Source organism: Salmonella sp. NW177 (assembly GCF_051811585.1).
Taxonomy (GTDB): domain Bacteria; phylum Pseudomonadota; class Gammaproteobacteria; order Enterobacterales; family Enterobacteriaceae; genus Salmonella; species Salmonella enterica.
This window is the reverse complement of sequence record NZ_JAMMZV010000003.1, coordinates 170,038-191,696: the sequence shown is the minus strand read 5'-3', so window position 1 is coordinate 191,696 and position 21,659 is coordinate 170,038. Positions and strand designations below refer to the sequence as shown.

The 21,659-nt window shown below is 54.2% G+C and carries 24 protein-coding genes and 1 pseudogene; 9 read left to right on the top strand and 16 right to left on the bottom strand.

The features are described 5' to 3' along the window. Positions 1-168 precede the first annotated feature (168 nt). From xseB to NA986_RS11215, 5 genes and pseudogenes are all read left to right on the top strand, one after another. Positions 169-411: an exodeoxyribonuclease VII small subunit gene (xseB, locus tag NA986_RS11235; protein WP_001124944.1), complete on the top strand. Its 243-nt coding sequence runs from the start codon at positions 169-171 to the stop codon at positions 409-411. After that, a complete protein-coding gene (gene ispA / locus NA986_RS11230) occupies positions 412-1,311 on the top strand; it encodes a (2E,6E)-farnesyl diphosphate synthase (protein WP_000348074.1) in 900 nt (299 codons plus the stop codon). It begins immediately after the preceding gene. 23 nt (positions 1,312-1,334) lie between these two features. Continuing rightward, on the top strand, positions 1,335-3,197 hold the full coding sequence (dxs, locus tag NA986_RS11225) for a 1-deoxy-D-xylulose-5-phosphate synthase (protein ID WP_000006777.1): 1,863 nt from the start codon (positions 1,335-1,337) through the stop codon (positions 3,195-3,197). A gap of 56 nt (positions 3,198-3,253) precedes the next feature. Continuing rightward, positions 3,254-4,228: an aldo/keto reductase gene (locus tag NA986_RS11220; protein WP_001199854.1), complete on the top strand. Its 975-nt coding sequence runs from the start codon at positions 3,254-3,256 to the stop codon at positions 4,226-4,228. A gap of 7 nt (positions 4,229-4,235) precedes the next feature. After that, positions 4,236-4,327, top strand: a pseudogene (locus NA986_RS11215) (hypothetical protein); the annotation flags it as partial. 4 nt (positions 4,328-4,331) lie between these two features. On the opposite strand, the gene pgpA reads toward NA986_RS11215, so the two are convergent. From pgpA to nrdR, 6 genes are all read right to left on the bottom strand, one after another. Beyond that, the gene (pgpA, locus tag NA986_RS11210) at positions 4,332-4,847 is read right to left on the bottom strand and encodes a phosphatidylglycerophosphatase A (protein WP_023215783.1); all 516 of its coding nucleotides are present in this window, start codon (positions 4,845-4,847) and stop codon (positions 4,332-4,334) included. Next, entirely contained in the window at positions 4,825-5,805 is a 981-nt protein-coding gene (thiL, locus tag NA986_RS11205) for a thiamine-phosphate kinase (RefSeq protein ID WP_000752133.1), read from the bottom strand. The genes pgpA and thiL overlap by 23 nt, the downstream gene beginning before the upstream one ends. 78 nt (positions 5,806-5,883) lie before the next feature. Beyond that, positions 5,884-6,303, bottom strand: coding sequence for a transcription antitermination factor NusB (gene nusB, locus NA986_RS11200; protein ID WP_000801129.1), 420 nt, complete (start codon positions 6,301-6,303; stop codon positions 5,884-5,886). Positions 6,304-6,323: 20 nt separating this feature from the next. Then, positions 6,324-6,794 carry a 6,7-dimethyl-8-ribityllumazine synthase gene (ribH, locus tag NA986_RS11195; RefSeq protein ID WP_001021372.1) on the bottom strand — a complete coding sequence of 157 codons (471 nt, stop codon included), beginning with the start codon at positions 6,792-6,794 and terminating at the stop codon, positions 6,324-6,326. An 88-nt stretch (positions 6,795-6,882) separates the two neighbouring features. Beyond that, positions 6,883-7,986 carry a bifunctional diaminohydroxyphosphoribosylaminopyrimidine deaminase/5-amino-6-(5-phosphoribosylamino)uracil reductase RibD gene (gene ribD, locus NA986_RS11190; RefSeq protein ID WP_001150218.1) on the bottom strand — a complete coding sequence of 368 codons (1,104 nt, stop codon included), beginning with the start codon at positions 7,984-7,986 and terminating at the stop codon, positions 6,883-6,885. Between the two features lie 3 nt (positions 7,987-7,989). Continuing rightward, positions 7,990-8,439, bottom strand: a complete 450-nt coding sequence (gene nrdR, locus NA986_RS11185) for a transcriptional regulator NrdR (protein WP_000543533.1) — start codon at positions 8,437-8,439, stop codon at positions 7,990-7,992. Positions 8,440-8,590: 151 nt separating this feature from the next. On the opposite strand from nrdR, the gene NA986_RS11180 reads away from it, so the two are divergent. After that, positions 8,591-9,130 (top strand): DUF3251 domain-containing protein, encoded by a 540-nt coding sequence (locus NA986_RS11180; protein WP_023215784.1) that lies wholly within the window; start codon positions 8,591-8,593, stop codon positions 9,128-9,130. A gap of 299 nt (positions 9,131-9,429) precedes the next feature. Beyond that, positions 9,430-10,293 carry a nucleoside-specific channel-forming protein Tsx gene (locus tag NA986_RS11175; RefSeq protein ID WP_000752021.1) on the top strand — a complete coding sequence of 288 codons (864 nt, stop codon included), beginning with the start codon at positions 9,430-9,432 and terminating at the stop codon, positions 10,291-10,293. 83 nt (positions 10,294-10,376) lie between these two features. On the opposite strand, the gene NA986_RS11170 is transcribed toward NA986_RS11175, so the two are convergent. The 9 genes from NA986_RS11170 to queA all read right to left on the bottom strand — a co-directional run bounded on the left by NA986_RS11170 (position 10,377) and on the right by queA (position 18,270). Beyond that, positions 10,377-10,484 carry a type I toxin-antitoxin system toxin Ldr family protein gene (locus tag NA986_RS11170; RefSeq protein ID WP_023137930.1) on the bottom strand — a complete coding sequence of 36 codons (108 nt, stop codon included), beginning with the start codon at positions 10,482-10,484 and terminating at the stop codon, positions 10,377-10,379. 437 nt (positions 10,485-10,921) lie between these two features. Next, positions 10,922-11,269, bottom strand: coding sequence for an HNH nuclease YajD (gene yajD / locus NA986_RS11165; protein WP_000974818.1), 348 nt, complete (start codon positions 11,267-11,269; stop codon positions 10,922-10,924). 169 nt (positions 11,270-11,438) lie between these two features. Continuing rightward, the gene (locus NA986_RS11160; RefSeq protein WP_023202234.1) at positions 11,439-12,131 is read right to left on the bottom strand and encodes a helix-turn-helix transcriptional regulator; all 693 of its coding nucleotides are present in this window, start codon (positions 12,129-12,131) and stop codon (positions 11,439-11,441) included. Between the two features lie 25 nt (positions 12,132-12,156). Then, a complete protein-coding gene (locus tag NA986_RS11155) occupies positions 12,157-12,522 on the bottom strand; it encodes a VOC family protein (RefSeq protein ID WP_023215785.1) in 366 nt (121 codons plus the stop codon). Between the two features lie 147 nt (positions 12,523-12,669). Continuing rightward, a complete protein-coding gene (secF, locus tag NA986_RS11150; protein ID WP_000046629.1) occupies positions 12,670-13,641 on the bottom strand; it encodes a protein translocase subunit SecF in 972 nt (323 codons plus the stop codon). Positions 13,642-13,651: 10 nt separating this feature from the next. Then, positions 13,652-15,499, bottom strand: a complete 1,848-nt coding sequence (gene secD, locus NA986_RS11145; protein WP_000934808.1) for a protein translocase subunit SecD — start codon at positions 15,497-15,499, stop codon at positions 13,652-13,654. A gap of 27 nt (positions 15,500-15,526) precedes the next feature. Beyond that, positions 15,527-15,859: a preprotein translocase subunit YajC gene (gene yajC / locus NA986_RS11140; protein ID WP_000007628.1), complete on the bottom strand. Its 333-nt coding sequence runs from the start codon at positions 15,857-15,859 to the stop codon at positions 15,527-15,529. Between the two features lie 22 nt (positions 15,860-15,881). Further along, entirely contained in the window at positions 15,882-17,009 is a 1,128-nt protein-coding gene (gene tgt, locus NA986_RS11135; RefSeq protein WP_000667305.1) for a tRNA guanosine(34) transglycosylase Tgt, read from the bottom strand. A 196-nt stretch (positions 17,010-17,205) separates the two neighbouring features. Next, positions 17,206-18,270, bottom strand: coding sequence for a tRNA preQ1(34) S-adenosylmethionine ribosyltransferase-isomerase QueA (gene queA / locus NA986_RS11130; RefSeq protein WP_001266525.1), 1,065 nt, complete (start codon positions 18,268-18,270; stop codon positions 17,206-17,208). Positions 18,271-18,363: 93 nt separating this feature from the next. Here queA and acpH point away from each other — a divergent pair, with 93 nt between their 5' ends. Continuing rightward, entirely contained in the window at positions 18,364-18,945 is a 582-nt protein-coding gene (gene acpH, locus NA986_RS11125) for an ACP phosphodiesterase (protein ID WP_001009858.1), read from the top strand. Between the two features lie 209 nt (positions 18,946-19,154). Further along, positions 19,155-19,757 carry a peroxiredoxin gene (locus NA986_RS11120; RefSeq protein WP_000244731.1) on the top strand — a complete coding sequence of 201 codons (603 nt, stop codon included), beginning with the start codon at positions 19,155-19,157 and terminating at the stop codon, positions 19,755-19,757. A gap of 71 nt (positions 19,758-19,828) precedes the next feature. On the opposite strand, the gene malZ is transcribed toward NA986_RS11120, so the two are convergent. After that, positions 19,829-21,646, bottom strand: a complete 1,818-nt coding sequence (gene malZ, locus NA986_RS11115) for a maltodextrin glucosidase (RefSeq protein ID WP_023215787.1) — start codon at positions 21,644-21,646, stop codon at positions 19,829-19,831. Positions 21,647-21,659 lie beyond the last annotated feature (13 nt).

Here is a 21,659-nt window from a genome sequence, read left to right as displayed (position 1 = left end):
GGAGAAATAGTACAGCAGCCCATACCTACGGCTGCATCCAGGCGCGGAAGTATATCACTATCACGGACATCTTGCGCATTTCCCCTTACCATTGCGCGTTATTTGCTTATCAGTGTGAGTCCGTTACCATAGACTTGTGCTGCCATTACAGAGAGTCAAACAGTCATCATGCCGAAGAAAAATGAGGCGCCCGCCAGCTTTGAAACTGCGCTGAGCGAGCTGGAACATATTGTTACCCGCCTGGAAAGCGGCGATTTGCCGCTGGAAGACGCGCTGAATGAATTCGAGCGCGGCGTACAGCTGGCGCGTCAGGGGCAGGCAAAACTGCAGCAGGCGGAACAGCGCGTGCAAATTTTGCTGTCTGATAATGAAGAGGCTTCACCTGAGCCTTTTATCGCGGATAATGAGTAAATGGACTTTACGCAGCAGCTACAGGCTTGCGTAACGCAAGCGAATCAGGCGCTGAGCCGTTTTATCGCGCCACTGCCCTTTCAGAACACTCCCGTGGTCGAAGCCATGCAGTATGGCGCATTATTAGGCGGTAAACGCCTGCGGCCATTTCTGGTTTACGCCACCGGTCAAATGTTTGGCGTCAGTACGGCAACGCTGGATGCGCCAGCTGCGGCGGTCGAATGCATTCATGCCTATTCGCTGATCCATGACGACCTGCCAGCAATGGACGATGACGATTTGCGTCGCGGCCTGCCGACTTGCCATATTAAATTTGGCGAAGCCAACGCAATCCTGGCGGGAGACGCGTTGCAGACACTGGCGTTTGCCATTATCAGCGACGCGCCGATGCCGGAAGTCGCCGATCGCGATCGTATCGCGATGATCGCCGAACTGGCAAACGCCAGCGGTATCGCCGGTATGTGCGGCGGTCAGGCATTGGATCTGGCGGCAGAAGGCCAGCGGATCACTCTGGACGCGCTGGAACGCATTCATCGCCATAAGACCGGCGCGCTCATTCGCGCCGCCGTTAGACTTGGCGCGTTGAGCGCGGGCGATAAAGGACGGAATACTCTGCCGATACTTGACCGCTATGCAGAGAGTATCGGCCTTGCCTTCCAGGTTCAGGATGACATTCTGGATGTGGTGGGCGATACTGCAACGTTAGGTAAACGTCAGGGCGCAGACCAGCAGCTTGGCAAAAGTACCTACCCTGCACTTCTGGGTCTTGAGCAAGCCCGGAATAAAGCCCGGGACCTGATAGAGGACGCCCGTCAGTCGTTACATCAGCTGGCCGCGCAATCACTGGACACCTCGGCACTGGAAGCGCTAGCGAACTACATAATCCAGCGTGATAAATAAACCCCATATCCAATGAGCTTGCGATGAGTTTTGATATAGCCAAATACCCTACCCTGGCATTGGTCGACTCCACCCAGGAGTTACGACTGTTACCGAAAGAGAGTCTGCCGAAACTCTGCGACGAGCTACGCCGCTACTTACTCGACAGCGTAAGCCGTTCCAGCGGGCACTTCGCTTCCGGGCTGGGCACGGTAGAACTTACCGTGGCGCTGCATTATGTCTACAACACCCCGTTTGACCAGCTAATCTGGGATGTTGGACACCAGGCTTATCCACATAAAATCCTTACCGGTCGTCGCGACAAAATCGGCACCATTCGCCAGAAAGGCGGTCTGCACCCGTTCCCGTGGCGCGGAGAAAGCGAATACGATGTGCTAAGCGTTGGGCATTCCTCCACCTCCATCAGCGCCGGTATCGGTATTGCCGTAGCGGCGGAGAAAGAAGGCAAAGATCGCCGCACCGTCTGTGTGATTGGCGACGGCGCCATCACCGCCGGTATGGCGTTTGAAGCAATGAATCACGCAGGCGATATCCGGCCCGACATGCTGGTCATTCTGAACGACAATGAAATGTCGATTTCGGAAAACGTCGGCGCGCTCAACAACCATCTGGCGCAGCTACTTTCCGGTAAGCTTTACTCTTCTCTGCGCGAAGGCGGAAAAAAGGTCTTCTCCGGCGTACCGCCAATTAAAGAACTGCTCAAGCGTACCGAAGAACATATTAAAGGCATGGTTGTGCCGGGAACACTGTTCGAAGAGCTGGGCTTTAACTACATCGGGCCGGTCGATGGTCACGATGTCATGGGGCTTATCAGCACATTGAAGAACATGCGCGACCTGAAAGGCCCGCAGTTCCTGCATATCATGACCAAGAAAGGCCGCGGCTATGAGCCCGCGGAAAAAGATCCGATCACTTTCCATGCGGTGCCTAAATTTGATCCTTCCAGCGGATGTTTGCCGAAAAGCAGCGGCGGTCTGCCTGGTTATTCAAAAATCTTCGGTGACTGGCTGTGTGAAACCGCCGCCAAAGACAGCAAGCTGATGGCGATCACCCCGGCAATGCGCGAAGGTTCCGGCATGGTGGAATTTTCACGTAAATTCCCGGATCGCTATTTTGACGTCGCCATCGCCGAACAGCATGCCGTCACCTTCGCCGCAGGTCTGGCGATTGGCGGCTATAAGCCCGTCGTGGCGATCTACTCTACTTTCCTGCAACGCGCCTACGATCAGGTCATCCATGACGTCGCTATCCAGAAACTGCCGGTCATGTTCGCCATCGATCGCGCCGGTATCGTTGGCGCGGATGGACAAACACACCAGGGCGCGTTCGATCTCTCCTATCTGCGCTGCATCCCGGATATGGTGATCATGACGCCAAGCGACGAAAACGAATGTCGCCAGATGTTATTTACCGGGTATCACTATAACGACGGCCCGACGGCAGTACGTTATCCACGCGGTAATGCGCAGGGCGTGGCGCTAACCCCGCTGGAAAAACTGCCTATTGGTAAAGGCCTTGTGAAGCGTCATGGCGAAAAACTGGCGATTCTAAACTTTGGCACCTTAATGCCTGAGGCGGCGAAAGTCGCCGAAGCGCTGAACGCCACGCTGGTCGACATGCGCTTTGTTAAGCCGCTGGACGACACGTTAATTCTGGAGATGGCCGCGCAACATGACGCGCTGGTGACGCTGGAAGAAAACGCCATTATGGGCGGCGCTGGCAGCGGCGTAAACGAAGTGCTAATGGCCCATCGTAAACCTGTACCTGTGCTGAATATCGGTCTTCCGGATTTCTTTATCCCGCAAGGAACGCAGGAAGAAGCCCGCGCGGAACTGGGGCTTGACGCCGCAGGCATTGAAGCCAAAATCAAGGCCTGGCTGGCATAATCCCCTCTTTGCTCCTGCTATGCTTGAAGAGTGACGGGTATAACAGGAGCGGAGTCATGCAATACAACACGTTAGGAAATACAGATCTTCAGGTGTCCCGCCTTTGTCTGGGCTGTATGACGTTCGGCGAGCCGAGTCGCGGCAATCACGCCTGGACGCTTCCCGAAGAGAGCAGCCGTCCCATCATCAAGCGCGCCCTTGAGGGCGGCATTAACTTTTTTGATACCGCCAACAGCTACTCCGACGGCAGCAGTGAAGAGATTGTCGGCCGCGCGCTGCGTGATTTCGCCCGGCGCGACGAGGTGGTGGTAGCGACGAAAGTCTTCCATCGCGTCGGCGATCTGCCGGAAGGATTGTCCCGCGCGCAAATCCTGCGCTCTATTGACGATAGCCTCACCCGTCTGGGAATGGAGTATGTCGATATCCTGCAAATCCACCGCTGGGATTACACCACGCCGATAGAAGAAACTCTGGAAGCGCTAAACGACGTGGTGAAGGCGGGTAAAGCCCGCTATATCGGCGCTTCCTCAATGCACGCCTCACAATTTGCCCAGGCGCTGGCGCTACAAAAACAACACGGCTGGGCGCCGTTTGTCACCATGCAGGATCACTATAACCTGATCTACCGCGAGGAAGAGCGTGAGATGCTACCGCTGTGCTGGCAGGAAGGCGTCGCCGTGATTCCGTGGAGCCCGCTGGCGCGCGGGCGCTTAACTCGCCCCTGGGGAGAAACCACGGCCCGGCTGGTCTCGGATGACGTGGGTAAAAATTTATACGCTGAAAGCGATAAAAATGATGCGCAAATAGCGGAACGGCTGGCTGGCGTCAGCGAGGCGCTTGGCGCAACGCGAGCGCAGGTCGCGCTGGCCTGGCTACTCAGCAAACGAGGCGTCGCCGCGCCGATTATCGGCGCTTCGCGTGAAGAGCAGTTAGATGAGTTGCTGAATGCCGTTGATTTAACGCTCAAACCGGAGCAGATTGCCGAACTCGAAACGCCGTACAAACAACATCCGGTGGTGGGATTTAAATAATCTGCCATTGCCCGATGGCGCGGCGCTTATCGGGCCTGCGAAATCGACATATTGTTCGGGGATAGGCCGGATAAGGCGTTTACGCCGCCATCCGGCAAACCCTTTAAATAATACCGAGCGGCCAGTGATGACCGATAAAATACAGTATGCCGGCGGATATCACGCCGGCGACGATATCATCGATCATAATCCCCATGCCGCCGTGCACGTTGCGATCAAACCAACGGATCGGCCAGGGTTTCCACATATCCAGAATGCGGAAAATAACGAACCCGGCAGCCACCCACTGCCAGTCCGTCGTCGGCAACGCCATTAGCGTTATCCACATACCGATAAATTCATCCCAGACAATACTGCCGTGGTCGTGTAAGCCCATATCTTTCGCCGTCTGATGGCAAAGATAAACGCCAATGCAGATCCCAAACATCACGACCAGCGAATAAAGCTGCCACGGCAGAAACGTCATCAAATACCAGAAGGGGATCGCCGCCAGCGAGCCCATCGTGCCCGGCACCACGGGGCTCAACCCGCTGCCAAAGCCGGTAGCGAGCAGATGCCACGGATTGCGCAAATTCAGGCGGCTTTTCGCAACATCTTTATGGCGTGGCAAAATGGTCATATCCTTTCCAGTCAAAAGTGACAGGTTCTCCGTCACGCACAAAGGCGATCCCTTCGATATCCGCCGTCATTTGCCCGATACAGGTAAACGGCACGCCCAGATGACCAAGCGCGACATCCAGCGCGCCACGGTTCAGCTCCGGGACGGTAAAGCACAGTTCATAATCTTCGCCGCCGGATAACATCCAGCGAAGCTTTTGTTCGGGATCATTGGCATGTCCCCACAGTTCTTCGGAGTCAGGCAGCGCCTCCAAATCGATTCGCGCGCCGCAGTTGCTGGCTTGCAGAATGTGACCAAGATCGGAGATCAAACCGTCGGAAAGATCAATCGCCGAACTGGCGAGATCGCGTAGCGCCTGTCCTTGTAAAATACGCGGCGTCGGGCGCAGATGGCGTTTGACCAGATAGTCGGCATCCCCCCAGCTTCCCACGCGAAAATCACCCCGTAGAATCGCCAGCCCGGCAGCGCTATCGCCCAACGTGCCAGTAACATAAATCCAGTCGCCCGGTTTTGCGCCAGAACGTTTCAGCGCCCGACCGGCTGGCACAAGGCCATGAATACCGAGCGTCATCGACAGCGGGCCGCGCGTGGTATCTCCGCCAATGAGCTGCATGTCGTAGTAATCCAGTTGTTCAAACAGGCTGTCGCTGAACGCGGCAAGCCACGCCTCATCGACGTCAGGAAGCGTGAGCGCCAGCGTTAACCATGCCGGATCGGCGCCCATCGCCGCCAGATCGCTTAAATTCACCGCCAGCGCTTTATACGCCAGATCGGCAGGATCGATATCGGGTAAGAAATGGATGCCCGCCACCAGCGTATCGGTACTGATCGCCAGGGTCTGTTTTTCAGGAATATTCAGGAGCGCGCAATCGTCGCCAATACCGGTTTCAACATCAAGACGAGAGCTTCTTACACGGTCAAAATAACGGGCAATCAGGGAAAACTCGCCACATGCCATACGTTATGCCTCAGCAGAAAAAAAGAAAAGGCCGGAGACGGCGGGTATCGATCGCCCGCTATCTTTCCGGCCTGTGAATCACTTTTTGTTGGGACGAATCACCGGAGCTGCTTTATCCAGTACGCCGTTGACGAATTTGTGGCTGTCTTCAGCGCCAAAGGTTTTCGCCAGTTCAATCGCTTCGTTGATGGCCACTTTATAAGGCACATCGCTGCGTTTTGACAGCTCAAACAACGCAATACGCAGCACGGCTTTTTCAACCTGTCCCAGCTCTTCAAGCAGGCGGGACAGATACGGTTTCATTAAACCATCCAGGTACGCGCTGTTAGTCGCCACCCCGGATAGCAGTTCACGGAAATAGAGAACGTCGACGTCTTTTACGTCCTGTTCCGCCAGGAACTGGTATTCAACATCAGCGATGTCGTTCTGGGACAACTGCCAGGAGTAAAGCGCCTGGACGGCACACTCACGGGCGCGGCGACGAGCAGCAGGTTTCACGGAATTCCCCTTACAAAAAATCAGGCCTTAATGGCTTTCAATACATTAATCATTTCAAGCGCGGTCAGCGCAGCTTCTGCGCCTTTATTACCGGCTTTTGTACCAGCACGTTCGATGGCTTGTTCAATACTCTCGGTGGTCAGAACACCAAAGGCTACCGGCACGCCGCTGTCCTGGGCAACGCTTGCCAGGCCATTGCTGGCGCCGCCTGCCACATATTCAAAGTGCGCAGTCCCCCCGCGAATCACGGTTCCCAGCGCAACCACGGCGTCATATTTACCGCTTTTCGCCAGCGCTTCGGTCGCCAGCGGCAGTTCATAAGCGCCAGGCACCCACACTACGGTAATATTATCATCTTTTACCTGACCAATACGCGTCAGGGCATCAACCGCGCCATCCAGCAGGCTGTCGTTGATAAACTGATTGAAACGCGCAATAGTGATGGCGACACGAGCGTCAGGGGCTGCAACGTTAGCTTTAATAATGTTCATATTCTCTCTTCCAGGGTTCATTTGGCCCCGCAGGGGGGCGGATTTTATCATAATAATTTGAGCGCTGCTCCCCTTTCGACGGGAGAACTCATGCGCTCACCATATGCAGGCAAACATCCGGGCCGACATGACGTATTTCGCTGAAGGTAAATTGCGGCGCGTCGGCGAGCTTCTCAAGCCCCGGCAATTCGCATAATCCCCGCGCCTGGGTTCCCAACAATTTAGGCGCGACATAGACAATCAGTTCATCCACCAGCCCGGCTTGCAGCAACGCGCCCGCCAGTCCCGGTCCGGCTTCAACCCATATGCTATTAATCTGCTGCCTGCCTAACTGCATCATCAGCACAACCAGATCCAAATGTCCGTTGTGCGCCGGCACGCTGATAGTACGAACCGAATCGGGCCACGCGCGGCTATCTTCCTGGGTACGCGCAATCCACGTTTCGCCAGGCTGCTGCACAATACGATGCGCAGGCGTTACCCGGTTTTGGCTGTCGATAACAATTCGCACCGGCTGGCGCAGATTTTCCTGCGGGTAAGACGCCTGCGTAGAGGCGTCTAACTCCGCCCAACGCACCGTCAAGGCCGGATCGTCAGCCAATACCGTCGCGCTACTGGTTAAGATAGCGTGACTTTGCGCACGCAAGCGCTGAACGTCGCGCCGGGCCTGCGGCGAGGTGATCCACTGGCTTTCGCCGCTGGCCATCGCCGTCCGTCCGTCGACGGAGGCGCCCAGTTTAAGCTGAAGATAAGGGAATCCGGTACGCATCCGTTTGAGGAAGCCTTTATTGAGCGCCTCCGCTTCACTCATCATTAACCCGTGGCTGACCGCAATACCCGCCTGTTGCAGGCGATACAGCCCACGCCCGGCGACCTGTGGGTTCGGGTCCTGCATCGCGGCGACCACGCGCGCGACGCCGGCCGCAATCAGCGCATCACAACATGGCGGCGTTCGCCCATGATGGCTACAGGGTTCAAGCGTGACATAGGCGGTTGCGCCTTTGGCTTTTGCGCCCGCCATCCGCAGCGCATGGACCTCGGCGTGCGGCTCTCCGGCGCGATGGTGATAACCTTCGCCGACGATATCGCCATTGTTAACAATGACACAGCCGACATTAGGGTTCGGGTGAGTGGTGAAACGTCCACGCTGCGCCAGTTTGAGCGCTCGCGCCATGTAAAACTCATCCTGCATGGCTTAGTCCTGTAGGCGAGCGATTTCTTCGCCAAAGTCTTTGATATCTTCGAAACTGCGATAGACGGAGGCAAAGCGAATATACGCGACTTTATCGAGTTTTTTCAGCTGCTCCATGACCAGGTTGCCAATCATCTTGCTGGGAACTTCACGCTCCCCAGTGGCACGTAATTGTGACTTAATATGGTTCAATGCCATTTCAACATCATCTGCGCTGACGGGTCTTTTTTCCAGCGCTCTCAACATGCCGCTACGCAGCTTATCCTCATTAAAGGGTTCGCGCACATCGTTGCTTTTTATCACGCGCGGCATGACCAGTTCAGCCACTTCAAAGGTCGTAAAGCGTTCATTACACACCAGACACTGCCGACGGCGGCGCACGGACGAGCCCTCGCCTACAAGACGAGAGTCAATGACTTTGGTATCTACGGCGAAACAAAATGGGCAATGCATACGGCGTCCTGACCAGATGATTTAGAAAACACTATTTTACCCTGAACTGGCGCGACAACAAAGGCGGAGCGCTTTTGAGATAAAGGATCGGTGCCTTTGTGCGTATAGCGCACTACCATTACGCTATCGAACCACGAAGGAAATGATCGACATGACAAGACGTTACCTAAGAATTCTCCTGGTGGGAAGTCTCTTGAGCCTGACCGCCTGCGCGCCGCAGAGTGAAGTTCGCCAGATGCATCAAAGCATTAGCACCCTGAATAAAGAGATGACCCAACTGAATCAGGAAACGGTAAAAATTACCCAACAAAATAAGCTGAATGCGGAGTCAACCCGCGGCGTCTATTTGTTGCCTGGCGCCAATACGTCTGCCCGGCTGGAGAGTCAGATCGGTACGCTACGTATGACATTGCTGGAGATTACGCCTGTCGCAGACGGCGCTCACGCAACGTTACGCATTCAGGGCGAGTCCCGCGATCCGCTGCCAGCATTCAGCGCTACCGTAGAGTACGGGCAACTTCAGGGCACTACGGAGAACTATCAGGAGGTGAATGCACAGAGCCTTCTGGTAAATGCCCCTGCCAGTTTGCTGGCGCCCAGTGATGTCAATATTTCGTTACCGTTGAAGGGGATCACACCGGCGCAGTTAGGCTTCATTCGCATCCATGATATTCAGCCTGTTAATCAATAAACGTTCTGGCGGAGCGTTTTGTGCGTTCCGCAACATCCCCCGCGCGACTTTTGTTGCCCTACTGACATTTCCGTCATTTATGGCATGAATTGGTAATATTCATGAAAGATAGTACTGTCGCCGCGTCTAAAATGCGCAAACGTGAACGCAATCGATTACGTAAATGATAGATATGTGAAACAAGACATATTTTTGTGAGCAATGATTTTTATAATAGGCTCCGCAGAAACACGAAATATTTAGAAACGCAAATTGCGTTCTTTTCACTCCCGTAAGGGATTTCAAACAGTGGCATACATATGAAAAAAACTTTACTCGCAGTCAGCGCAGCGCTGGCGCTCACCTCATCTTTTACTGCTAACGCAGCAGAAAATGATCAGCCGCAGTATTTGTCCGACTGGTGGCACCAGAGCGTAAACGTGGTAGGCAGCTACCATACCCGTTTCTCGCCGAAATTGAACAACGACGTCTATCTGGAATATGAAGCATTTGCCAAAAAAGACTGGTTTGATTTCTACGGCTATATCGATATTCCCAAAACCTTTGATTGGGGTAACGGCAACGATAAAGGTATCTGGTCCGACGGTTCTCCGCTGTTCATGGAAATCGAGCCGCGTTTCTCGATTGATAAGCTGACCGGCGCAGACCTGAGCTTCGGCCCGTTTAAAGAGTGGTATTTCGCCAACAACTACATCTACGATATGGGCGATAACAAAGCCAGCCGCCAGAGCACGTGGTATATGGGTCTGGGGACCGATATCGACACCGGCCTGCCGATGGGCCTGTCGCTGAACGTGTATGCGAAATATCAGTGGCAAAACTACGGCGCGTCCAATGAAAACGAATGGGACGGCTACCGTTTCAAAGTGAAATACTTCGTCCCCATCACCGATCTGTGGGGCGGTAAACTGAGCTATATCGGCTTTACCAACTTTGACTGGGGATCTGATTTAGGCGACGATCCGAACCGTACCAGCAACTCCATCGCTTCCAGCCATATCCTGGCGCTGAACTACGATCACTGGCACTACTCGGTCGTTGCGCGTTACTTCCATAACGGCGGACAGTGGCAGAATGGCGCAAAACTGAACTGGGGCGACGGCGATTTCAGCGCGAAATCTACCGGCTGGGGCGGCTACCTGGTCGTGGGTTATAACTTCTAAACCTGCAAAAAAGGCCAGAGGTCGCCCTCTGGCCCGTTTCGGGCGCATGCTGCCATGCGGCGGCGAGTCGCGCCCACTTCACATTACTTCCGGCGATGCCGCCAGCCTAAAAACAGACCTGTCGCAATCCCGACCAGCGTTGGTGCCGCCAGATCGTGCCAGATAGTAATGCTCAACTCTGTGAGCGTCATATTGCCGCCTTTGTTGCAATGGCAACGGTTCGCGGCTATCCTCAACTTGTCTAGGGTCAAGTTAGCCCCCGTAATGTTGCCGGTGAATACCGAACAATGTGCGGGGGTTTTCTCTTTCCAGCGACAAGGCCACCGGGGATCAAGCCCCCGCAACATTGCGCCTCACCGGGTTGCCCCGGCTTACCGCTGATTCTACTCTGCTCGCCAGTATCGGCATGAATTAAAAACAAAAAAATCCCAACCTTGCGATCGGGATTCCAGTGACAATGTATGCGTTACAGGACGTTTGGGTCTGGCGACAAACTCCGGGGCTGAAAAAATGTCGGATTGCATCCGACCTACGAAAACCAATAATTCATTTATATTGCGGATTCCGTTGGGTGGAGCGAAGCGTAACCTAACATTCAACAGCACCAACAGCTTTGTCAGCAGCCTGCTTATTTCTTTTTGTTCATCATCGCTTTCAGATCGGCAAACGGGTTATAAGTCGCCTCGCCGACATCTTTTTGCGCATCTTCCCCGGCAATGACCGTCGAACCGTACTGATCGGCTTCGGTATATTTAGAATGCTCATGATCGTGGCAGTAGAGGCACAATAGCTCCCAGTTACTGCCGTCTTCCGGGTTATTGGTGTGGTCATGATCGATATGATGCACCGTCAGCTCACGCAGATTTGAATACACAAACTCACGGGAACAACGTCCGCACACCCACGGAAACAGCTTCAGCGCTTTTTCACGATAGCCGCTTTCCAGGCGCGCGTAGTTTTTTGGGATGATAGCCATAATTAACAGGTACCTGAATAATACAAAGAGTTATGCGCAGTTTCCCGCGAAGCCGGGCTTTTAGCAATGATTCTGTGCAACTTATATATCCAGGTAAGGCAGGCTATTTCAGACAAACTGATGACCAATCAACCCGTTTTACAAGCGTTGGAGTTATCGCTATCACATCTTACGGCATTTTTTCGTGCTCAACTTTACGCAAAAAATCACGCAAAGAACGGTCGATTGTTTCACGAAATCGCCGGTTAAGCGGAGTAATTTGTAAACAGCGATCGAGGCGAAAACACCGATAGTCTTCCCGTCTCTCACACCAGGCAACCAGTAGCCAGTGCTCTCCCCAGAAAAACAATCCCAGAGGTTGTATATCCCGTGAAGAGAGATGCCCCGCTTCATCACGATAATGTAGCGCCAACACCTGCTGCGCCGAAACGGCCTGATGGATAAGATCAAACGCGCTGCGCGAATGTGGAGATGTACCCAACTCCGGAGCGTAAATCCGTGTCTGCTCCGCTTTACGACGGCTTTCTTCCGGTAAAATAGCCAACACTTTTTCCTGGGCGGATTCAAGCTCGCGCGATAGCGAATCGCCGCCCCAGGTTTTCAATAACCGTATAGCCACCATCAGTGCTTCCGATTCACGATGGGTAAGCATCAAGGGCGGCAGATCAAAACCCGCCATTAAACGGTATCCGCTCCCCGCTTCACCTTCGACAGGCACACCGGATAACGACAGATCGCGAATATCGCGATAAATCGTCCGTTCAGAAACCGCAAGCCGCTGTGCCAACAGCGCTGCCGTCGTCAGTCGTCTACCCCGCAAAATTTGCACGATCTGAAACAAACGGTCAGCGCGTCTGGTCATATTGACTCTCTACATTTAGCAAATATCACGCAGGTTGATGTAAACCTATTCGGTTACCTTCGCTGTCAATAAACAACGCGATGGTTCCAATGTCATCTCCGGGAACCATGGGTTCCAGAACACACTTGCCACCGGCAAGGACGACACGTTCAATCGAGGCTAACAAATCGGCGGTATGCAGATAAATAACGACTCCCTGCGCAACTGGAGCGACATCATCCTGCTTTATCAGCGCTCCGCCGGGTCCGGGTTCAGCATACGGGAATACGGCCAGGTCCGCCCCATCCATGGTTTCCCGACATAACGATATCTGCATCACTTGCTCATAAAAGGCGATTGCACGCGCCATATCAGTAACTGGAATTTCAAACCAGTTAATCAAGTTTTTCATACATCCTCCTGCGAGTGTGGGTAAATTCATGAGGAGTGTATGACAGGGCTCCTGACAGCATACTGTCAGTAATGTTTATCGTCATGGTACATAAATAAAAAAATCCCGATCGCATGACCGGGATTCAGATAACACTTAAATACGTGTTTACGGCAGAATGGACGGCTGATCCGCCCCTTCTTTTTCGACTTTCTGCTGCAGCATATGCTCGCGCTTCATACCGAGTTTCAGCGCCAGCGCCGATGCGACATAGATAGAAGATGCCGTACCAATAGAGACACCGATCAGCATCGTCAGCGAGAAGCCTTCCAGTACCGGACCGCCGAAGAGGTACAGCATCAGAATTACCACTAACGTCGTACCGGAGGTAATCAACGTACGGTGTAGCGTCTGGGTCAGCGACACGTTAAAGATTTCGTAAGGCGTCCCGCGACGGATTTTGCGGAAGTTTTCACGAATACGGTCGGAGACCACGATACTGTCGTTCAGCGAGTAACCGATCACCGACATCAACGATGCCACAATGGTCAGGTCAATCTCGATATGGAAAAGCGACAGTATCCCCAGCGTAATGATCACGTCGTGCGCCAGCGCGATGACCACCCCTGCCGCCAGTCGCCACTCAAAGCGGAAACCGACATAAACGAGGATAGAGATCAACGCCACCAGCAGCGCCATGGCGCCGGTTTGCGCCAGATCGGCGCCCACGCTTGGCCCCACGAATTCAATACGCTTCACGGCCGCATTCTGGTTGGTGGCTTCATTAATGATCGTCACCACTTTGCTACCCAGTACCTGACCGCCGGTTTCACCTTCGGTTGGCGGCATACGCACCATAATGTCGTGACTACTGCCAAAGTTCTGCAACTGCGGCTCTTCATAGCCCGCTTTTTGCAGCGCTTCGCGCATCACGTCCATTTCAGCCGGTTTTTCCAGCGTGATTTCAATTACCGTGCCGCCGGTGAAATCCAGCCCCCAGTTAAACCCGCGTACGCCCATAATGACAATGGCCGCGATCAGCAACAGCCCGGAGATGCCGAATGCCCAGAAGTCCCAGCGCATAAAGTCATAGACTTTACGGCCGTGGTTTAGTTGTTCAACAGTGTATTCCTGTGCCACATCGCACTCCTCAGATTGACAGCTTAGTGACGCGCTTGCCGCCATATAGCAGGTTTACGATAGCACGCGTACCGATAATCGCGGTAAACATCGACGTCGCCACACCGATACCGGTCGTAATCGCGAACCCTTTAATTGCCCCGGTACCGACAGCATACAGAATGATGACTTTAATCAGCGTCGTGATGTTCGCATCGAAGATGGAACTGAACGCGCCGGCATAGCCTTCGTTTATCGCCTGCTGTACCGTGCGGCCATTACTCAACTCTTCTTTGATACGTTCGTTAATCAGAACGTTGGCGTCGACCGCCACTGCAAGGGTTAACACGATACCCGCAATCCCCGGCATACTGAGCGTTGCCCCCGGCAACAGCGACATGATACCGACAATCAACACCAGGTTAGCCACTAACGCGCTGGTCGCAATCAGACCAAACTTCTTATAGAAGAAGATCATGAACAGGATGGAGACCACCAGACCGGCCAGACAGGCTTCCAGGCCCTGCTTGATGTTCTGCATACCCAGAGTCGGGCCAATGGTGCGCTCTTCAACGATCTGAATCGGCGCAATCAGGGCACCCGCACGCAGCAACAACGAGAGCTGACGCGCTTCGTTCGGGTTGCTGATACCGGTAATACGGAAGCTGTTACCCAGCCGAGACTGGATGTTGGCAATGTTAATCACCTCTTCCTGTTTCACCAGTACGGCGCGACCGTTAGCGTCTTTCTTACCGCTGTCTTTATACTCCACAAACAGGGTCGCCATCGGTTTGCCGATATTGTCCTTAGTGAAGTTAGACATGATATTGCCGCCTGCGCTATCCAGCGAGATGTTAACCTGCGGTTGGTTATATTCATCCTGGCTGGACGTCGAGTCGGTGATATGGTCGCCCGTGAGGATCACGCGTTTGTACAATACCACCGGCTGGCCTTCGCGGGTCTGTTTCACTTCGGAATCACCCGGTACGCGCCCGGCAGCAGCGGCGGCCTGGTCAACGTTGGTATTCACCAGACGGAATTCCAGCGTCGCGGTCGCGCCGAGAATTTCTTTCGCGCGAGCGGTATCCTGGATACCCGGCAGCTCAACCACAATACGGTCTGCGCCCTGACGCTGTACGACTGGCTCCGCGACGCCCAGTTGGTTAACACGGTTACGCAGAATATTAATGTTCTGCTGAACGGCGTATTCGCGCGCTTCGCTCAGGCGCGCATCGGTCATTACCGCGCGAAGTTGATTACCGCCCTGGCTGGAAATCACCAGGTCACGATGACGCGGCGTCAGATAGGCGATCGCCTCATCACGCGCTTTGCTGTCACGGAACGTGATGCTCAACCCATAATTATTTTCTTTACGAACGGTGGTATAAGGAATGCCTTTTTCACGCAGATCGCTGCGCAGGCTATCGATATTTTGTTCCTGGAGTTTACCTAACGCGGTATCCATATCCACTTCCATCAGGAAGTGAACGCCGCCGCGCAGATCAAGACCGAGCTTCATCGGATCGGCGTGAATAGCCGCCAACCAGCGCGGCGTAGCCGGCGCAAGGTTAAGCGCCACGACATATTTATCCCCCAGCACGCTCATCAGCGCTTCACGGGCGCGTAGCTGGGTATCGGTGGTGTCGAAGCGCGCAAGAATAGCGCCCTCTTCCAGTGCCACAGACTTAGCGGGAATTTTTTCTTCTTGTAACGTTTTCTGGACCTGGATCAGCGTTTGCTCACTGGCGGCGACGCCGCGCACGCCAGTGATTTGAACAGCCGGATCCTCACCATACAGGTTGGGAAGTGCGTAAAGCAGGCCGACGATAATCACGACGACCAGCATGATGTACTTCCACAAAGGATAACGGTTTAACACGGCAGTTCCCTTTGGGAAAACGAAATATTACAGCGCCTTCATGGTGCCTTTCGGCAGAACGGCAGCTACGAAGTCACGTTTGATAACCACTTCCGTGGTGTCATTCAGCGCGATGGCAATGTAGCCGGCTTCCGCTACTTTGGTCACTCGACCGACCAGACCGCCATTCGTCAGAACTTCATCACCTTTCGCAATGGAGTCCATCAGCTTTTTGTGCTCTTTGGTGCGCTTCTGCTGCGGGCGCAGGATCATGAAATAGAAAATCAGACCAAACACCACCAGCATTAAAATCAGAGACATCGGGCTGCCCTGCGCTGGAGCACCTGTTGCCGCTACCGCATCAGAAATAAAAAAGCTCATTCAAATTCCCTCATTATTAAAATTAATCAACGTTCAAAGGTGGAACGGGTCGCCCCTGACGTTGGTAAAACTCGGTTACGAAGCTCTCTAATTTACCCTCTTCAATAGCCTTGCGTAAACCCGCCATCAAACGCTGGTAGTAACGCAAGTTATGAATGGTATTGAGACGCGCACCTAATATTTCGTTGCAACGGTCGAGATGATGCAAGTAAGCGCGTGAATAATTGCGACAGGTGTAGCAATCGCACTCGGCGTCAAGCGGGCTGGTGTCGCTTTTATGCTTTGCATTACGAATCTTCACCACGCCGTCGGTCACAAACAGATGACCATTACGGGCATTTCGCGTTGGCATGACACAGTCAAACATATCAATACCGCGACGCACCCCTTCCACCAGATCTTCCGGTTTACCCACGCCCATCAGGTAACGCGGTTTGTCAGCCGGGATCTGCGGGCAAACGTGCTCCAGAATACGGTGCATATCTGCTTTCGGCTCACCGACAGCCAAACCGCCGACAGCGTAGCCATCAAAGCCAATCTCTACCAGACCTTTCACCGAGATATCGCGTAAATCTTCGTAAACGCTGCCCTGAATAATGCCAAAAAGCGCATTCTTATTGCCAAGGCTATCAAAACGGTCGCGGCTACGCTTCGCCCAACGCAACGACATCTCCATCGAGCGTTTAGCATAGTCCCAGTCTGCCGGATACGGCGTACATTCATCAAAGATCATCACGATATCGGAACCGAGATCGTACTGGATCTCCATCGACTTTTCCGGATCGAGGAAAATCGGATCGCCGTTGATCGGGTTACGGAAGTGCACACCTTGCTCGGTAATCTTACGAATATCGCCGAGGCTGAAGACCTGGAAGCCGCCGGAATCGGTGAGAATCGGCCCTTTCCACTGCATAAAATCGTGCAGATCGCCATGCAGCTTCATGATTTCCTGACCCGGGCGCAGCCACAGGTGGAAAGTGTTGCCGAGAATAATCTGCGCGCCGGTCGCTTCCACTTCTTCCGGCGTCATGCCTTTCACGGTACCGTAAGTACCCACAGGCATAAAAGCAGGCGTTTCCACTACGCCACGATCAAACACCAGACGACCGCGACGCGCGCGACCATCGGTGGTATCTAACTCAAATTTCATTATCACTCCTGCGTCAGAAAAACAGTCCGACGTTTAACGACTCGCTACGGAATGATTCCATAGCTAATAAATTCCCGAAGGCGTCATCGGCGCAGCCAGTTTGGGGTCGACCAGCGCACAACCACCGGAGCGTACACGCAGTACGTGAGGATGGCGAACACTGCCCGGCGTCAAAATGGCAAGTGAGATAGCCTTCTTACGGACGCTCAGAAATAGCCTGCGGATTGTACGTGATAAACATCGCGTCCCCGTAGCTAAAAAAGCGATATTTTTGTTCTACCGCAGTCTTATAGGCATTCATGGTGTGTTGATAACCGGCAAATGCGGAAACCAGCATAATCAACGTCGATTCCGGCAGATGGAAGTTGGTGATCAGCGCATCAATCACTTTGTATTGATAACCTGGATAAATAAAGATTTGCGTATCGCCGAAGAACGGCTCTATCAAATCGCTTTTTGCCGCCTGCGCCGCGCTTTCCAGCGAGCGTACCGAGGTGGTGCCGACGGCGATAACCCGGTTGCCGCGCGCTTTCGCCGCCAGCACCGCGTCGACCACCTCTTGCGGCACCTCAGCATATTCGGAGTGCATGATGTGATCTTCAATGGTATCGACACGCACCGGCTGGAAAGTGCCCGCGCCGACGTGTAGCGTAACAAACGCCATTTCGATACCTTTCTCACGAAGCGCCGCCAGCAGCGGCTCATCAAAGTGCAGCCCCGCGGTCGGCGCGGCGACGGCGCCCGGTTTTTCACTGTAAACCGTCTGATACAGTTCGCGGTCGGCGTCCTCGTCCGGACGGTCGATATACGGCGGCAACGGCATATGGCCGATGGCGTTGAGAATATCCAGCACCGGACGCGGGTCATTAAACTCAACTTCAAACAGAGCGCCGTGACGCGCGGTCATGGTCGCGTGGATACTTTCGTCGTCGCCCAGTAGCAGTTCCGTGCCCGGTTTTGGCGCTTTAGAAGCGCGAATATGCGCCAGGATGCGTTTATCATCGAGCATACGTTCGACCAGCACTTCTATCTTGCCGCCGCTGGCTTTACGGCCAAAGAGCCGCGCCGGGATCACGCGGGTATTATTGAAGACCAGCAAATCGCCAGGGTTGAGCTTATCGAGCAGATCGGTGAAAGTACCGTGCGTCAGCGCGCCCGTCGGCCCCTCTAATGACAGCAAACGGCAGCGACTGCGTTCCGGCTGTGGGTAGTGGGCAATCAGGGATTCGGGTAGTTCAAAGGAAAAATCGGTAACGCGCATGACTCTGACTCAGACTAAAATAAGAGGCGGGTAGTCTAGTGCCGGGGCGTTCCCGCTGCAACCGTTACCCGCTTTTTGGACAGAGAATCAATAATGAATTTTCTTGCTCACCTGCATCTGGCGCACCTTGCCGACAGCTCGCTTTCCGGTAATCTGCTGGCCGATTTTGTCCGCGGTAACCCGGCAACGCATTATCCTCCTGACGTGGTAGAGGGTATTTATATGCATCGGCGTATTGACGTCATGACCGACAACCTGCCGGAAGTTCGTGAGGCGCGAGAGTGGTTCCGCCATGAAACGCGGCGCGTGGCGCCCATTACGCTGGACGTCATGTGGGATCATTTTTTATCGCGCCACTGGACGCAAATCTCTCCCGATTTTCCACTTCAGGCGTTTGTCGGCTACGCCCATGCGCAGGTCGCGACGATTCTGCCCGACTCCCCGCCGCGCTTTGTCAACCTGAATGATTATCTTTGGTCAGAAAAATGGTTAGAGCGGTATCGCGATATGGATTTCATTCAAAACGTGCTGAATGGCATGGCGAATCGCCGTCCCCGGCTGGATGCCTTGCGTGATTCCTGGTACGATCTGGACGCGCACTACGACGCGTTAGAAGAGCGCTTCTGGCATTTTTATCCGCGTATGATGGCACAGGCCGCCCGCAAAGCGCTGTGACGGCCTGATAGCGAGGGCGTGCGTCAGATCCGCCGTTGGCAGAAAGATGGTTCGCTGTCATAAAGGGGTCATCATTACGATTTATAATGACCCGATCGATAGGCAAAAGCTGTCTCATTGATTGTCAAGACCGCATTGTTTTGTCGCTTCGCCCTCCCTATACTGCCCGCGTTGCGTTCTAAAACCCTTAATATTGCAGGAGAATTATTATGGTACTGGTTACTCGTCAGGCCCCGGATTTCACCGCTGCGGCGGTACTGGGTAGCGGTGAGATTGTTGATAAATTCAACTTCAAACAGCACACCAATGGTAAAACGACCGTTCTGTTCTTCTGGCCGATGGACTTCACTTTTGTTTGCCCGTCTGAGCTGATCGCCTTTGATAAACGTTATGAAGAATTCCAGAAGCGCGGCGTTGAAGTGGTCGGCGTTTCTTTCGACTCTGAGTTCGTTCACAACGCATGGCGTAACACCCCTGTCGATAAAGGCGGCATTGGCCCGGTGAAATACGCAATGGTCGCCGACGTGAAGCGTGAAATTCAGAAAGCTTACGGTATCGAACACCCGGACGAAGGCGTTGCGCTGCGCGGCTCTTTCCTGATTGACGCTAACGGTATTGTTCGCCACCAGGTCGTAAACGATCTGCCGCTGGGTCGTAATATCGACGAAATGCTGCGTATGGTCGACGCGCTGCAGTTCCACGAAGAGCACGGTGATGTCTGCCCGGCGCAGTGGGAAAAAGGCAAAGAAGGCATGAACGCCTCTCCGGACGGCGTGGCTAAATACTTGGCTGAGAACATTTCCAGCCTGTAAGTCAGTGCATTGATAAAAGGCTCGCGAATGCGAGCCTTTTTTATGCGTGAGGTGTTACGAACCACCTCGCCTCAACGATTCATCCATACGGTCGCGGAAATCGCGGGTAAACTAAGTCTTCCCTCGCGGATGTCACCGCTTCCCGTTTTACATTGCCATCCGGCCACGTTCAGCAACGGCAACGCTTCCAGCGCCACTTCACAGGCCTCGCCCCGGTTAATCGCCACCAACGCCCGCTGCTGCTGATAAACTCGCACGAATACCACTACGTCACCTTCGGCATACAGCGCCTGGCATCCGCCACGACGCAGCGCCAGACTGCGCTGGCGCAGTTTCGCCATACGCTGGTACAGCGCCAGCAAGTTGCCGTCCTGCTTGCGTTCATCCCACGGGAACGGTTTGCGGCACATGGGGTCATTTGCGCCGTCCACGCCGACTTCATCGCCGTAATAAATACATGGCACGCCGGGCCAGGTAAACAGCCAGACCACCGCCAGCGGCAGGCGCGCCGCGTCTTTACCCAGCAGGGTTTTAAAGCGCGCAGTATCATGGCTGTCGAGTTGATTAAACATGCGCAGTTGTTGCTGATGTGACAGCCCGGCGCGGTAGTTATCCATCCACGCGATACAGGTCCGGGCATCAATATGCTGTGGTTCGTAAGCGATATCAGTATTGGCGAGAAATCCCCACAGCGGGAAGGTGAAGCCGCGATAATTCATGGCGGCATCTTCCGCATCGGCCTGTAGCCACTGCCGCGCATCGCCGAAATGTTCCCCCACAATATAGGCTTCGGGCTGCGCCTCTTTTGCCGCCCGGGTAATACCGGCGACGTGCTGCAAATTATGACGCGCCCCGCCCGCCTCGCCCAGCATATGTACGACATCCAGCCGCCAGCCGTCCATATTCCACGGTGCCTTTAGCCAGTGACGAACGATACTGTCCTCACCGCGATAGATCTCATCCACCAGCGTTTCTGATTGATAATCGAGTTTCGGCAGGCTCGGATAACCCAACCAGTCCAGCGCCACGCCTTGTGGTGAAAAGGAGTACCAGTCGCGCCACGGCGAGTCCGGGTGATGGCACGCACCGCCAGTGCTGCGGTTATGCCTGTCAAACCACGCATGCGAGTCGCCGCTATGATTAAACACGCCATCCAGCACCAGCCTCATGCCCTGCGCCTGGGTTTCACGCCGCAGGCGTAGCAGCGCCCGATCGCCGCCAAATTGCGGATCGACATGGCGATAATCTTCCGTGTCGTACTTATGGACGCTCGGCGCGGTAAATACCGGATTCAGATATAGCGCTGTGACGCCCAGTTTTTTCAGATACGGCAGCTTCTCACAAATGCCATTCAGACAGCCGCCGTAAAAGGTGGAACCGCCCGCCTGGGGGGTTAAAGGATCGTCCCAGTCGCGCAGCACAATCTCCTGACCTGCGGCATGATGGTAATACACCCGGTCCTGATCGGCTTCACGCGTCGCGCTGCGGGCAAAACGATCCGGGAAGATCTGATAAAAAATTTGATCGGCGACCCACTGCGGGCCGCTATCCGGCGCATCAACCGCAAATTGTTCCAGACGCGCAGGCGGAAAACGGCTAAATCCCTGTGGCGTAAACCAAAGCTGGCGGTCGTGCCAAAGCAATTTAAAGCTGTAACGGCGACGGGGCTGCCCTAACGCGATATTGAGCGTCGCTCGCCACGCCGTCACGCCCGGCTGCGGCTGGCGGCGCTGTTTGCGCATCGCCAGTGAGATTTCTTCATTATCGAATTCTGAGCGCAACGTCACGCGAGACGGCGGATTTTCTCCGCTCAGCCACAGCGTAATGGTTAATTTATCGTTATGTTGCTTCACAAATGGGGCAACCGGTAAGTGCCAGGCATTCAACATCTCGTATCCCCTC

Coding starts and splice junctions, on each gene's coding strand:
- xseB (WP_001124944.1), top strand. CDS start 169: ATGCCGAAGAAAAATGAGGCGCCCGCCAGCTTTGAAACTGCGCTGAGC.
- ispA (WP_000348074.1), top strand. CDS start 412: ATGGACTTTACGCAGCAGCTACAGGCTTGCGTAACGCAAGCGAATCAG.
- dxs (WP_000006777.1), top strand. CDS start 1,335: ATGAGTTTTGATATAGCCAAATACCCTACCCTGGCATTGGTCGACTCC.
- NA986_RS11220 (WP_001199854.1), top strand. CDS start 3,254: ATGCAATACAACACGTTAGGAAATACAGATCTTCAGGTGTCCCGCCTT.
- pgpA (WP_023215783.1), bottom strand. CDS start 4,847: ATGACCATTTTGCCACGCCATAAAGATGTTGCGAAAAGCCGCCTGAAT.
- thiL (WP_000752133.1), bottom strand. CDS start 5,805: ATGGCATGTGGCGAGTTTTCCCTGATTGCCCGTTATTTTGACCGTGTA.
- ribH (WP_001021372.1), bottom strand. CDS start 6,794: ATGAACATTATTAAAGCTAACGTTGCAGCCCCTGACGCTCGTGTCGCC.
- ribD (WP_001150218.1), bottom strand. CDS start 7,986: ATGCAGGATGAGTTTTACATGGCGCGAGCGCTCAAACTGGCGCAGCGT.
- nrdR (WP_000543533.1), bottom strand. CDS start 8,439: ATGCATTGCCCATTTTGTTTCGCCGTAGATACCAAAGTCATTGACTCT.
- NA986_RS11180 (WP_023215784.1), top strand. CDS start 8,591: ATGACAAGACGTTACCTAAGAATTCTCCTGGTGGGAAGTCTCTTGAGC.
- NA986_RS11175 (WP_000752021.1), top strand. CDS start 9,430: ATGAAAAAAACTTTACTCGCAGTCAGCGCAGCGCTGGCGCTCACCTCA.
- NA986_RS11170 (WP_023137930.1), bottom strand. CDS start 10,484: ATGACGCTCACAGAGTTGAGCATTACTATCTGGCACGATCTGGCGGCA.
- yajD (WP_000974818.1), bottom strand. CDS start 11,269: ATGGCTATCATCCCAAAAAACTACGCGCGCCTGGAAAGCGGCTATCGT.
- NA986_RS11160 (WP_023202234.1), bottom strand. CDS start 12,131: ATGACCAGACGCGCTGACCGTTTGTTTCAGATCGTGCAAATTTTGCGG.
- NA986_RS11155 (WP_023215785.1), bottom strand. CDS start 12,522: ATGAAAAACTTGATTAACTGGTTTGAAATTCCAGTTACTGATATGGCG.
- yajC (WP_000007628.1), bottom strand. CDS start 15,859: ATGAGCTTTTTTATTTCTGATGCGGTAGCGGCAACAGGTGCTCCAGCG.
- tgt (WP_000667305.1), bottom strand. CDS start 17,009: ATGAAATTTGAGTTAGATACCACCGATGGTCGCGCGCGTCGCGGTCGT.
- queA (WP_001266525.1), bottom strand. CDS start 18,270: ATGCGCGTTACCGATTTTTCCTTTGAACTACCCGAATCCCTGATTGCC.
- acpH (WP_001009858.1), top strand. CDS start 18,364: ATGAATTTTCTTGCTCACCTGCATCTGGCGCACCTTGCCGACAGCTCG.
- NA986_RS11120 (WP_000244731.1), top strand. CDS start 19,155: ATGGTACTGGTTACTCGTCAGGCCCCGGATTTCACCGCTGCGGCGGTA.
- malZ (WP_023215787.1), bottom strand. CDS start 21,646: ATGTTGAATGCCTGGCACTTACCGGTTGCCCCATTTGTGAAGCAACAT.